This is a genomic window from Novosphingobium naphthalenivorans NBRC 102051, assembly GCF_001590985.1.
Classification (GTDB): Bacteria; Pseudomonadota; Alphaproteobacteria; order Sphingomonadales; family Sphingomonadaceae; genus Novosphingobium; species Novosphingobium naphthalenivorans.
In genome coordinates this window covers 45337-57999 of the sequence record NZ_BCTX01000003.1, presented here as the reverse complement: position 1 = coordinate 57999, position 12663 = coordinate 45337, and the positions used below count along the sequence as shown (strand labels likewise).

Genomic DNA, 12663 nt, shown 5'->3' with positions numbered 1-12663 from the left:
ATGGCAACCGCATTTGCAGACGTGGAACCGGTTCGCTCGGAAGCGGCTCCGGTTCAGGACCAGACGGAGATTAAGGTGACGCAGACCACGACGCAGCCGGAACAGGGCGCCAAGGGCAGCGCGCCGGCGGCCCCAGCCTGGAACATGCAGGCGGTTGTCTCGAAATACGGCAAGGCCTTCCTGGCGCCGCTGGCGGGAATCCTTGCCTTCCTCGCGCTCTGGGCGGTTCTGGCCCCGCAGGTCGATACCTCGCTCGGCGCCCTTCCTGGCCCCTTGGAAGTCGCCGAGCAGGGTGTCGCCCTGTATGACGAATGGCAGGCCTCGAACGAAGCCAAGGCCGAGTTCTACGCGGCGCAGGATGCGCGCATCGCCGCCGGGACGCAGGCCATCGCTTTCGATTATGCCGGGCCGCCGACCTTCCTCGATCAGGTCTTCACCTCGCTCAAGACGGTGGCGCTGGGCTTCGTGCTGGCCACCCTGTTCGCGGTGCCGATCGGCCTTGCCGCCGGTCTCTCGCCACTGTTCAACGCCGCGATCAATCCGCTGGTGCAGATCATGAAGCCGGTCAGCCCGCTCGCCTGGCTGCCGATCGTGACCATGGTGGTTTCGGCCACGATCACCAGCGCCGATCCGATGCTGGCCAAGAGCTTCGTGATCTCGGCGATCGTGGTCATGCTCTGCTCGCTCTGGCCGACGCTCATCAATACCGCCGTGGGCACCGCCTCGATCGACAAGGACCTGCTCAATGTCGGCCGCGTGCTCAAGCTGGGCTGGTTCGCCAAGCTGACCAAGCTCGTGCTGCCTTCGGCGCTGCCTTACATCTTCACCGGTATGCGTCTTTCGCTGGGCGTGGGCTGGATGGTGCTGATCGCCGCGGAAATGCTCGCGCAGAACCCCGGCCTCGGCAAGTTCGTGTGGGACGAGTTCCAGAACGGCTCCAGCCAGTCGCTTGCCCGCATCATGTTCGCGGTGATCGTCATCGGCCTGATCGGCTTCCTGCTCGACCGGATCATGATGGCCGTCGAAAAGTTCGCCAGCCGCAACCGTCTCGCCTGATCCATAAAGCCGGAAAGGAACAAGACCATGGCCACGATCCTTTCGCTCAAGGGTGTCTCGAAGTCCTACACCGGTGTGACCGGCGGTGTGACCAAAGTGCTCGACGGTATCGATCTCGATGTCGAGGAGGGCGAATTCATCGCCGTGCTCGGCTTCTCCGGGGCCGGCAAGACCACGCTGATCTCGTCCATTGCGGGCCTGATCGAGCCCGATGCCGGTGAAATCCTGCTGCACGGCAAGCAAATCAAGGGGCCGGACAAGGACCGGGGTCTGGTGTTCCAGTCCTATTCGCTGTTCCCCTGGCTGACGGTGGAGAAGAACGTCGCGCTGGCCGTCGATGCCGTCCACAAGGACCGCAGCAAGGAAGAACGCGCGGCGCTGGTCCGGCAGAAGGTCGAACTGGTCGGCCTCGGCCATGCGATGGATCGCAAGCCGGGGCAGCTTTCGGGCGGGATGCGCCAGCGCGTCTCGGTGGCGCGGGCTCTGGCGATGGAGCCCGAGATCCTGCTGCTCGACGAGCCGCTCTCGGCGCTCGATGCGCTGACCCGTTCCAAGCTGCAGGACGAGATCGAGCGCATCCGCAAGGAAGAGAAGCGCACGATCATCCTTGTCACCAACGACGTGGACGAAGCGCTGCTGCTGGCGGACCGGGTTGCGATCCTGACGCCCGCGCCTGCCGCGAAGATCGGCCGCATTTTCACCGTCGACGTGCCGCGCCCGCGCGACCGTGAGGCGGTGAACGACGATGCGCACTTCCAGTCGCTGCGCAAGCAGATCGTCGGCTATCTCGGCGCGCTCAACGAACAGGGTTCGAGCGTCGGTGAAAGCAGCGTGGCGCTGCCCGAAGTCGCGCCGCTGGATCTGTTTGCCGGGGCGAAGGAAGTGGAGCTTCCGGCCGCCTACGTCGAGGCCGGCAAGTCGGCGGTTGAGCGGCGCTATCTGGAATTCTTCAAGCTCCACAAGGTCTATCCGACCCCGAAGGGGCCGCTGACCGTGGTGGAGGATTTCAACCTCTTGATGGACAAGGGCGAGTTCATCTCGCTCATCGGCCACTCGGGCTGCGGCAAGTCGACCGTGCTGACCATGGCCGCCGGGCTCAATGCGATCTCCTCGGGCGGTATCGTGCTCGACAACCGCGAGATCGATGTGGCCGGGCCGGACAAGGCCGTGGTGTTCCAGGCGCCCAGCCTGATGCCCTGGCTCACCGCGCGCCAGAACGTCGCGCTGGGGGTGGAGCGGGTCTATCCGCACGCCGGTAAGGGTGAGCGGCGCGATATCGTCGATTACTACCTCGACCGGGTGGGGCTGGCCGATGCCAAGGACAAGATGGCGGCGGAAATGTCGAACGGGATGCGCCAGCGCGTCGGCATTGCCCGCGCCTTTGCGCTCAGCCCGCGGCTGCTGCTGCTCGACGAGCCTTTCGGGATGCTCGACAGCCTGACGCGGTGGGATCTGCAGGATGTGCTGGTGGAAACCTGGAACCGGACCAAAGTCACGGCGATCATGGTCACGCACGACGTCGACGAGGCGATCCTGCTGGCCGACCGGGTGGTGATGATGACCAATGGTCCGAATGCCACGATCGGCAAGATCCTGAAAGTCGACCTGCCGCGCCCGCGTGATCGCAAGGCGCTGCTCGATGATCCGCAGTTCTATCACTACCGCCAGGAAGTTCTGCATTTCCTGGCCGAATACGATCACGGTCCGGCCGCGAAGGCGGCCTGAGGAAAGAGGGGGCGAAAGGCCGGGCTCATCTCCCCTCCCCTTCAGGGGAGGGGCCGGGGGTGGGGCCTCTCGTCCGGGCACCGCGCTTGCGGCAAAGCCCTACCCAACCCCTCCCTTGAAGGGGAGGGGCTGAAGAAAAATGCAAGCGCCTGGCTCATGAGGGGCGGCGGACGGGCAAGGGCGCCCGCCGTGCAAGGCGCGACACAAGGGCCGGGAAGGGCCCGGGAGAGGACATAACCGGCGGGCAATGGCGTCTGCCTTCGATCCAGTTTTGGAAAACAGGGTGCCCGGGGGTGGGCGCCCTTCGGAGGGCTACGCTTATGAAGACTGCACTTTCTCTCGCCGTACTTGCTGCCACCACCGCTTCGTTCGCCATGGCCGCGCCGGCTGCCGCCAAGGCGGGCGATCCCATCAAGGTCAGCGACGATCTCACCATCGATCCGATCATTGAAGGCAACTTGCGCTGGGAACATGTCGATCAGGACAACGCCGGCCTTGATGCCGATGCCGTGACCATGCGCATCCGCGCCGGTGCCGAGGCGACCACGCATGGTCTCTCGCTGCTGGCCGAAGCGGAAGGCACGCTGGCGATCTCGGATCACTACAACGATACGATTGCGGGCAATAACGGCTATCTCGGTGCCGAGCCCTATTCGGTGGTGGCCGATCCGCAGAACGTGGAACTGAACCGGTTCCAGCTTTCGTACAAGGGCAAGGCTGCAAAGGTCACGATCGGCCGCCAGCGCATCATCCTCGATGATGCGCGCTTCGTCGGCAATGTCGGCTGGCGCCAGAACGAGCAGACTTTCGATGCCATTCGCGGTGAAGCCAAGGTGGGTCCGGTCTCGCTCGATGCGACCTATTCGATCTCGCAGCGCACCATTTTCGGCGTCGACAGCCCGAATGCCTATTTCGATGGCGACTTCATTCTCGTCAACGCCGCGGTCGATGTGAAGCCGGTCAAGATCACCGGCTTTGCCTATATGCTTGATTACGACACCCGCATTGCCTTCTCCAGCCAGACTTACGGCGTGATGGCGGCGGGCTCGCTGCCGCTGGGCGGCAAGGCCAAGCTCGATTTCAAGCTGCGCTATGCCAGTCAGCAGGACTACAAGCTCAACCCGGTCCACTACTCGGCCGACTACTACGGGGCGGAACTGGGCGCATCGGTGGCCGGTTTCGGTCTCAAGGGCGGTGTCGAAGTGCTGGGCAGCGACGATGGCGTGGCCGCATTCCAGACGCCGCTGGCGACGCTTCACGCCTTCAACGGCTGGGCCGATCTGTTCCTGACCACGCCGGCCAACGGCCTGCGCGATTACTATGGCGGCCTCTCCAAGAAGTTCGGCAATGCCGGTCCCTTGAAAGGGCTGAACGGCGCCGTCGTCTATCACAAGTTCGAAAGCGATTTCGGCAGCGTGAACTACGGGCAGGAATGGGATGCCAGCCTGGGCTTTGCTGTGGCCGGCTATCCGGTGCTGCTCAAGTACGCCAACTATGACGCCAAGGCTTTCGGCACCGATACCGAGAAGTTCTGGCTGCAGGTTTCCTTCAAGTACTGACGATAACAGGGAAAGGTGGGCTTCGGCCCACTTTTCCTGCTGCACTGCAAAAACCGGCTTGCCCACGGAGGGGCGAATCGGTTAAATAGAAATCAGCGAGAGAGCGCCGTCCGCCGTTGGACGATTTCAGCGCCTCGCTTTCAGATTGACAGACGCGTGGCAACGAAGCCGCCCGTACCTTTCCCCAAGGGGAACAGGCACGAGGCGGTTTTTTGTTGTGCGCGTTGCGGACGGAGACGTGACGTGAATGCACCGATGAACTTCGAGGAGGGCAAGCCCGCCGGACAGGTCCGGGAGCGGCTCGTGGTGATCGGCAACGGCATGGCAGGCTGCCGTGCGGTGGAAGAGATCCTGGCCCGCGATCCCGGCCGGTTCGATGTCACCATCTTCGGCGCCGAGCCGCGGGTGAACTACAACCGCATCATGCTTTCGCCGGTCTTGGCGGGCGAGAAGACTTTCGACGAGATCGTCATCAACACCCAGGAATGGTACGATGACAACGGCATCACGCTGGTCTCGGGCGACAAGGTCGTGGAGATTGACCGTGAGCACAAGCGCGTCGTCGCCGCGTCGGGCCGGATCGAGCCTTACGACAAGCTGCTGATCGCCACCGGCTCCGATCCCTTCATCATCCCGGTTCCCGGCAAGGACCTCGACGGCGTGGTGACCTTCCGCGACCTTGATGACGTGGACAAGATGCTCGACGCTGCCGAGAAGGGCGGCCCCGATGGTGGACAGGGCAGGGCCGTCGTCATCGGTGGCGGCCTGCTGGGTCTCGAAGCCGCCCATGGCCTCAACCTGCGCGGCATGAACGTTACCGTCATCCACCTGATGCCCACACTGATGGAGCGCCAGCTCGACGAAGCGGCCGGCTGGCTGCTCAAGACCGAGCTGGAACGGCGCGGCCAGACGATCCTCACCGGCGCTAACACCAAGGAAATTATCGGCAAGGATGGAAAGGTTGCCGGTGTGCGTCTGGAAGACGGCACCGAAATTCCCGCCGACATCGTCGTCATGGCGGTCGGCATCCGCCCCGCGACCGGGCTGGCCCGCGAAGCCGGGCTGGAGGTCGAGCGCGGCATCATGGTCGACGACCACATGGTCACGTCCGACCCGGCGATCCTTTCGGTCGGCGAATGCGTCCAGCACCGGGGCCTGTGCTATGGCCTTGTCGCGCCGCTGTGGGACATGTGCCGCGCGCTGGCGGATTTCGTGACCGAAAGCCCTTCGGGTTACGAGGGTTCGGTCACGTCGACCAAGCTCAAGGTGTCCGGCATCGACCTGTTCTCCGCCGGGGACTTCTCGGGCGGGGAGGGCTGCGAGGACATCGTCATGCGCGACGCCTCGCGCGGCGTGTACAAGCGCGTGATCGTCAAGGACAGCAAGGTGCTCGGCGCCGTGCTCTACGGCGATACCGCCGATGGTTCCTGGTACTTCGACCTGATGAAGAAGGGCGAGGATGTCTCGGACATCCGCGAGGCGCTGATCTTCGGCCAGGCCTTCGCCTCGGGGGGCGCCCTCGCGGACCCTAATGCCGCCGTTGCTGCCCTTTCGGACGACGCAGAAATCTGCGGCTGCAACGGCGTTTCCAAGGGTCAGGTCGTCTCGTGCATCAATGGAGGCGCGCATTCGCTCGACGCGGTGCGTTCCACCTGCAAGGCCTCGGCCTCGTGCGGCTCGTGCACCGGCCTTGTCGAAAGCCTCTTGGCGCTGACGCTGGGCGGCGAGGTCGAGAGTGGCCCGAAGACGATGTGCAAGTGCACCAGCTTCACCCACGGCGACGTGCGCAAGCTGATCGTCGAGAAGGGGCTCAAGGAAATCCCGCAGGTCATGCAGGAACTGCACTGGACCACGCCCGATGGCTGCGCCTCGTGCCGTCCCGCGCTCAACTACTACCTGCTTTGTGCATGGCCGGGTGAGTACGAGGACGACCAGAAGAGCCGCTTCGTCAACGAGCGGATGCACGCCAATATCCAGAAGGACGGCACGTATTCGGTGGTCCCGCGCATGTGGGGCGGCCTCACCAGTCCGAAGGAACTGCGCGCGATCGCCGATGTGGTCGAGAAGTTCAACGCGCCGATGGTGAAAGTCACCGGCGGCCAGCGGCTCGACATCTTCGGGATCAAGAAGGAAGACCTGCCCGCCGTCTGGGCCGATCTCAACGCCGCCGGGATGGTCTCGGGCCACGCCTATGGCAAGTCGCTGCGCACGGTGAAGACGTGCGTCGGCAGCGAATGGTGCCGCTTCGGTACGCAGGATTCGACCGGGCTTGGCGTCCAGATCGAGCGGATGACCTGGGGCTCGTGGATGCCGCACAAGTTCAAGATCGCCGTCAGCGGCTGCCCGCGCAATTGCGCGGAAGCCACGATCAAGGACTTCGGCGTGGTCTGCGTGGATTCGGGCTACGAACTGCACATCGCCGGCAACGGCGGCATCAAGGTGCGCGCGACCGACCTCTTGTGCAAGGTGGAGACCGAGCAGGAGGCGCTCGATATGTGCGCGGCCTTCATCCAGTTCTACCGCGAGGATGCGTACTATCTGGAACGCACCGCGCCCTGGGTGGAGCGGGTTGGCCTGCAATACGTCAAGGACGCGCTGGGCGAAGAGGGCGCGGTCGAGCGTTATGCCGCGCGCTTCCACTACTCGCAGCAGTTCATGCAGGACGATCCCTGGGCCAAGCGCGCCGCGGGCGAGCACGAGAAACTGCACCAGCACCTTGCCGAAGTCCGTCCTTTCCCGGCTTCGCAGATGGAGAACGCATGATGATCGGCAACTGGCTCGATATCGGTCCGATTACCCAGATCGAACCCGGCACCGCCCGCACCCTGCCGGTCGTCGGCGGAGAGGAGATCGCGGTGTTCCACACCATGCGGAACGAATTCTTCGCGATCGTCAACAAGTGCCCGCACAAGCAGGGGCCGCTCAGCCAGGGCATCGTCCATGGCGACGTGGTGACGTGTCCGCTGCACAATTGGAACATCTCGCTGCGCTCCGGAAAGGCGCTGGGCGATGACGAGGGCTGCGTGCCCACCATTCCGCTCAAGGTCGATGCCGGCCGTATTTACCTTCTGCGCTCCGCCGTCATCGGCGCGCAGGACAAGGCGGCCTGACCGCCATGGAGGTGATCCGCACAACCTGCGCTTATTGCGGCGTCGGCTGCGGCATTGCCGCCGAGGTTTCCGCCGAGGTTTCCGGTGGTGATGATCGGGGGGTTGTCATCACCGGGGATCGCGCGCACCCGGCCAATCATGGGCGGCTGTGCTCCAAGGGCACGCATCTGGGCGAGACGGTGGGTCTTGAAGGACGCCTGCTGACGCCGATGATCGGCGATCGCGCGGCGTCGTGGGACGAGGCGCTCGATCTCGTCGCGGGCCGGATGCGCGAATGCGTGGCCGAGCATGGGCCGGACAGCGTCGCGCTCTACCTTTCCGGCCAGTTGCTGACCGAAGACTATTACGCCGCCAACAAGCTGGCGAAGGGCTTCATCGGCACCGGCAATGTCGATACCAATTCCCGCCTCTGCATGGCGAGCGCCGTGGCCGCCTACAACCGCGCGTTCGGTGAGGATGTGGTGCCGTGCTCCTATGAGGATCTCGACGCTACCGACCTCGTGCTGCTGGTCGGCTCCAACACGGCATGGTGCCATCCGGTGGTCTGGCAGCGGCTCGAAAAGACCCGCGAGCGGCGGGGCACGAAAATAGTTGTCATCGACCCGCGCAGGACCGAAACTGCCGAGCAAGCCGACCTGCACGTGCCGGTCGCGCCCGATGGCGATATTGCCCTGTTCAACGCGCTGCTCGCCGAGATGAAGCGGCGCGGATTGGTGGACGAGGAATACCTTGCCGCCCATGTGGAGGAGGATGCCGGGTTCTGGGACGGCCTGTCCTGTGAATCCGGCATCCCCGAGTCTATCTTCGCACAGCTCTGCGATCTGGTGGCGAACCATCCGCGCATGATTACCCTGTTCAGCCAGGGCGCGAACCAGTCGGTCTGCGGCACGGACAAGGGCAATGCGATCACCAACTTCCACCTCGCGACAGGCCGGATCAACCGGATCGGCGCGGGGCCGTTCAGCATCACCGGCCAGCCCAATGCCATGGGCGGGCGCGAGGTGGGAGGCCTGGCCAACATGCTCGCGTGCCACCTCGGCTTTTCCGCCGGGGAGCGTGCGGAAGTGGCGGAGTTCTGGAACGCGCCGAATATCTGTGCGGGGCCGGGCCTGAAAGCGGTCGACATGTTCCGCGCTGTCCACGAAGGGCGGATCAAGTTCCTCTGGGTCATGGCCACCAATCCGGCGGTTTCGCTGCCGGACAGCCAGTTCGTGCGCGAAGCCCTCTCGCGCTGCCCGACCGTCGTGGTCTCGGACATCATTGCCGATACCGACACCGGGCGCTTCGCCCATGTCCGCCTGCCGGCGCATGGCTGGGGCGAGAAGGACGGCACTGTTACCAATTCCGAACGCCGCATCAGCCGTCAGCGCATGTTGCTTCCGGCTCCGGGCGAGGCGCGTGCCGACTGGCAGATCGTGGCTGACGTGGCGGCGCGCATGGGCTGGGGCGACAGCTTCGCCTGGGATAGCGCGGCGGATGTCTTCCGCGAATATGCGCAGATGACGGCGCTGGCCAAGGCGCGCGGCAAAGTGCTGGACCTGACGGCCCATGCCGCGATCAGCGCGGCGCAATACGAAGCGCTGGAGCCGTTCCAGTGGGGCGGCGAACGCCCGCTCTCGCGCGGCTATCCCACGGCATCGGGCAAGGCGCGGCTGGTCAGCCTGACGCCGCCTGCGCCGGTGACGAGCGCCGCGTTCCCGCTGCGTCTCAACACCGCCCGTTACCGCGACCAGTGGCACACGATGACGCGCACGGGCCTGTCGCCCGCGCTGTCGCAGCACCGCCCCGAGCCGCTGCTGGAAGTGCACCCCGCCGATGCGGAAGCGTTCGGGCTGGCCGATGGCGGGCTGGGCCGGGTCGAGACTGCCAGCGGTGCGTCCGTCTATCGTGTTTGCGTGTCCCCGGGGCAGCGGCAGGGAGAAATCTGCGTGCCGATGCACTGGGCTGACGCCATGGCCGGGGAGGGGCGCTCGAACCGTTTGCCCTCACAGGCGGTGGACCCCGTCTCCGGCCAACCCGGCTACAAGAACAGCGCCGCGCGCGTTGTGGCAGTGCAGCCCGAATGGCGGGCCTTCGTCGTGCGCGGCGATGTGATCGCGCCCGAAGGCCTGCTCTACTGGACCCGCTCACGGGTGAAGACGGGCTGGCTCTATGAACTCGCCGGTGAGGGCACCATCGACCTCGCCGTGCTGCTGCCCGAAGGCGAGCGTCTGGAAGTGGCCGACGCTGTGCGCGGAATGCGCCGGATCGCCGTGCGCGGCGAGCAGGGCGCGCTGGTCGCGGCGGCCTATCTGACCCGCTCGGGCGAACTGCCGGCGCGAGCCTGGGCGGCAGGGCAACTCGGCCTCGACGACGCCAGCGCATCGGAACTGCTGGCCGGACGACCGAGCACGCCGCTGCCCGATCGCGGTCCGATCGTCTGCGTGTGCCATGGCGTCGGCGAAAAGGACATTGCGCTCGCCGTCCATGACGGTGCCGCCACCGTGGCCGAAGTGGGCGCCTGCACCAAGGCGGGCACCAATTGCGGATCGTGCCGTCCGGCCATCGCCAAGCTCATCAAAATCTATTCCTCTCTCGAACAGGAAGCTGCCCAATGACCGATTTTCCCCTCGGATCGGTATGGCTTGTCGGCGCAGGCCCCGGCGATGCCGAATTGCTCACCCGTAAGGCCGAACGCCTGATCGGGGAGGCCACGGTGGTCTTCTACGACGCGCTGGTCGGCCCGGACATTCTGGAGATGGCCGCCCGTTCGGCGCGGCTGGTCCATGTCGGAAAACGCTCGGGCCGTCATTCGAAGGATCAGGGGACGATCGACAAGCTGATCGTCGAGGCGGCGCTGCAAGGCGAGAAGGTCGTGCGCCTCAAGGGCGGCGATCCGGCGATCTTCGGGCGCGCGACCGAGGAACTCGACGCTTGCCGCGCGGCGGGCGTGCCGGTGCGCATCTGCCCCGGCGTGACTGCTGCCAGCGCCGCCGCCGCCAGCCTTGGCGCTTCGCTCACTCTGCGCGGCCTTGCCCGCAAGCTGACTTTCGTAACCGCCCATGCCCGCGCGGGCGAGGAATTGCAGCTCGACTGGGACCGGCTGGCCGATCCCGAAGCGACGCTGGCGGTCTACATGGGCAAGGCGGCCGCGCCGGAAGTTTCCGCCAGGCTGATCGCAGCGGGGCTCCCGGCCGATACGCCGGTGGCGCTGATCGAAAGCGCCAGCCTGCCCACCGAGCGTCATTTCCACACCCGGCTCGACCTGCTGCCGCTGGCCGCGCGCACGGCGCTGGGCGATGGCCCGGCGCTGCTGCTGATCGGCGCCGCGATGGCGCGGCCGGACGAGGTGGAAGCCGCGGTGGTGCAAGTGGCGACGGGATTCGCCGGATAAGGCATCGCACGGGAAATCCGCTTCCTCACCGTTCGTGTCGAGCGAAGTCGCGACCCCGGAGCGCGGGTTCAACGTGTCTCGACTTCGCTCGATACGAACGGAACCAAGTGCAGATGACTTTTGTCCCCTTCCTTCGTCATTGCGAGGCCCGCAGGGCCGCGGCAATCCAGAGCACAGTGGCACCGCCCTAGATTGCTTCACCCTTCGGGCTCGCAATGACGAAAGGGGCCGTCATGTCCTAATCCGGCGGAAATCGCACTGGCGCATCGCCGGGCGACCATGGCGGCACGCGCAGCATGATCGCGGCGAACAGGTCCGATGCCAGGTGCCCCGCCAGCCACGCCTTGAGGTGAGGCAGCGGCAGCGCGCCGAACCACGCCGGGTCCACTGCCGCGAACTGCCGCACGAAAGGCATCACCGCCATGTCCGTCAGCCCGCGCACCGGACCGCAAAGCTGGCCTGCCGCCGCCAGCCGCGCGTCGAGATCGCGCAGGAAGGCCAGCGCGCTTTCCCGGTGGGCGAGGGCATCCGAGCCGTGCCGCTCGGGATACTTGTAGCGGTCGAGATCGTGCTTGAAGGGCCCGTCGTTCGCCGCGATCAGTGCGGCGTCGTTGCGCGCCAGCCAGGCTTCCGGATCGCCAAGCGCAAGGGCGTGGCGCATCACGTCGAGGCTCTCGTCGATCACGGCGTCGCCGGGCAGGACCAGCACTGGCACGGTCCCCTTGGGCGAAGCGGCCAGCATGGCCTCGGGCTTGGCCGAGAGCTTCACTTCGCGCAGCTCGCAGCGGGTGCCGCTGACGGCCAGCGCCAGCCTTGCCCGCATCGCATAAGGGCAGCGGCGGAAGCTGTAGAGGACGGGATCAGCCGGCAGGATCATCCGTGTTTCCGACATAACGGGCCCCGACATGCGTCTCGCCGCGCTGTGCCGCGAGCAGCTCCTGCCGGTGCCGTTCACGGTAGGAGGCGCGCTGTTCATCGGTGCGCTCACCATAGCAGGCGGGGCAGCTGACGCCTTCTTCGTAGAGCGGCGAGGCCTGGTCTTCCGCGCTCACCGGGCGGCGGCAGGCGTGGCACAGTTCATAGCTGCCCTCGACCAGGCCGTGGCCGATCGTCACGCGCTGGTCGAAGACGAAGCATTCGCCGCGCCACAGGCTTTCTTCCTCGGGCACGGTTTCGAGGTACTTCAGGATGCCGCCCTTGAGGTGGTAGACCTCCTCGATCCCTTCCTGTTTGAGGAACGCGGTCGATTTCTCGCAGCGGATGCCGCCGGTGCAGAACATCGCGACTTTCGGCGGCGTTCCCGTCCCCAGCAGCCGTTCGCGTTCGGCGCGGAACCATTCGGGGAAATCGCGGAAGCTGGCGGTCTTGGGATCGATCGCGCGCTCGAAGGTGCCGACGGCCACTTCGTAATCGTTGCGCGTGTCGATCACGATCGTGCCGGGATCGGCAATCAGCGCATTCCAGTCCTGCGGCTCGACATAAGTGCCCACGCTCGCCAGCGGATCGATGTCCGGCTGGCCCATCGTGACGATCTCGCGCTTGAGCCGCACTTTCATGCGGTGGAACGGCATGGCCGACGCGCCCGACAGCTTGACGTCGAGATCCGCGCAGCCGGGCAGGGCGCGGATGTGTTCCAGCACTTTGCCGATCCCTTCGCGCGATCCGGCGATCGTGCCGTTGATGCCCTCTGCCGCAAGCAGCAGCGTGCCGCGAATGCCCTCGCGGGTGCACAAGTCCAGCAAGGGATCGCGCAGGCCCGCGAAGTCCTCAAACGGGGCAAAGCGATAGAGAGCGGCCACGCAAACCGGGGCGTTGGATTCGGGATGAGGGATCTGCATGG

The 12663-nt window shown here is 65.7% G+C and carries 9 protein-coding genes; 7 read left to right on the top strand and 2 right to left on the bottom strand.

Annotation, left to right across the window (positions count from 1 at the left end):
* The 7 genes from NN5_RS01890 to cobA all read left to right on the top strand — a co-directional run bounded on the left by NN5_RS01890 (position 1) and on the right by cobA (position 10823).
* A complete protein-coding gene (locus NN5_RS01890) occupies positions 1-1056 on the top strand; it encodes an ABC transporter permease (protein ID WP_067732360.1) in 1056 nt (351 codons plus the stop codon).
* 27 nt (positions 1057-1083) lie between these two features.
* On the top strand, positions 1084-2781 hold the full coding sequence (locus NN5_RS01885) for an ABC transporter ATP-binding protein (protein ID WP_067732359.1): 1698 nt from the start codon (positions 1084-1086) through the stop codon (positions 2779-2781).
* A gap of 320 nt (positions 2782-3101) precedes the next feature.
* Positions 3102-4340 carry an alginate export family protein gene (locus tag NN5_RS01880; protein WP_067732358.1) on the top strand — a complete coding sequence of 413 codons (1239 nt, stop codon included), beginning with the start codon at positions 3102-3104 and terminating at the stop codon, positions 4338-4340.
* Positions 4341-4595: 255 nt separating this feature from the next.
* A complete protein-coding gene (nirB, locus tag NN5_RS01875; RefSeq protein ID WP_067732357.1) occupies positions 4596-7103 on the top strand; it encodes a nitrite reductase large subunit NirB in 2508 nt (835 codons plus the stop codon).
* Positions 7103-7450 carry a nitrite reductase small subunit NirD gene (gene nirD / locus NN5_RS01870; protein ID WP_067732413.1) on the top strand — a complete coding sequence of 116 codons (348 nt, stop codon included), beginning with the start codon at positions 7103-7105 and terminating at the stop codon, positions 7448-7450. Before nirB ends, nirD begins: the two co-directional genes overlap by 1 nt.
* Before the next feature lie 5 nt (positions 7451-7455).
* Entirely contained in the window at positions 7456-10047 is a 2592-nt protein-coding gene (locus tag NN5_RS01865; protein WP_067732356.1) for a nitrate reductase, read from the top strand.
* On the top strand, positions 10044-10823 hold the full coding sequence (cobA, locus tag NN5_RS01860) for a uroporphyrinogen-III C-methyltransferase (protein ID WP_067732355.1): 780 nt from the start codon (positions 10044-10046) through the stop codon (positions 10821-10823). Before NN5_RS01865 ends, cobA begins: the two co-directional genes overlap by 4 nt.
* Positions 10824-11061: 238 nt before the next feature.
* Here cobA and NN5_RS01855 read toward each other — a convergent pair whose 3' ends face one another.
* Positions 11062-11700 (bottom strand): glutathione S-transferase, encoded by a 639-nt coding sequence (locus NN5_RS01855; protein WP_067732354.1) that lies wholly within the window; start codon positions 11698-11700, stop codon positions 11062-11064.
* On the bottom strand, positions 11684-12661 hold the full coding sequence (trhO, locus tag NN5_RS01850; RefSeq protein WP_067732412.1) for an oxygen-dependent tRNA uridine(34) hydroxylase TrhO: 978 nt from the start codon (positions 12659-12661) through the stop codon (positions 11684-11686). Before trhO ends, NN5_RS01855 begins: the two co-directional genes overlap by 17 nt.
* Positions 12662-12663 lie beyond the last annotated feature (2 nt).

Bases quoted from the DNA above. Each gene is read 5' to 3' on its own strand.
- NN5_RS01890 (WP_067732360.1), top strand. From the start codon at position 1: ATGGCAACCGCATTTGCAGACGTGGAACCGGTTCGCTCGGAAGCGGCT.
- NN5_RS01885 (WP_067732359.1), top strand. From the start codon at position 1,084: ATGGCCACGATCCTTTCGCTCAAGGGTGTCTCGAAGTCCTACACCGGT.
- NN5_RS01880 (WP_067732358.1), top strand. From the start codon at position 3,102: ATGAAGACTGCACTTTCTCTCGCCGTACTTGCTGCCACCACCGCTTCG.
- nirB (WP_067732357.1), top strand. From the start codon at position 4,596: ATGAACTTCGAGGAGGGCAAGCCCGCCGGACAGGTCCGGGAGCGGCTC.
- nirD (WP_067732413.1), top strand. From the start codon at position 7,103: ATGATCGGCAACTGGCTCGATATCGGTCCGATTACCCAGATCGAACCC.
- NN5_RS01865 (WP_067732356.1), top strand. From the start codon at position 7,456: ATGGAGGTGATCCGCACAACCTGCGCTTATTGCGGCGTCGGCTGCGGC.
- cobA (WP_067732355.1), top strand. From the start codon at position 10,044: ATGACCGATTTTCCCCTCGGATCGGTATGGCTTGTCGGCGCAGGCCCC.
- NN5_RS01855 (WP_067732354.1), bottom strand. From the start codon at position 11,700: ATGATCCTGCCGGCTGATCCCGTCCTCTACAGCTTCCGCCGCTGCCCT.
- trhO (WP_067732412.1), bottom strand. From the start codon at position 12,661: ATGCAGATCCCTCATCCCGAATCCAACGCCCCGGTTTGCGTGGCCGCT.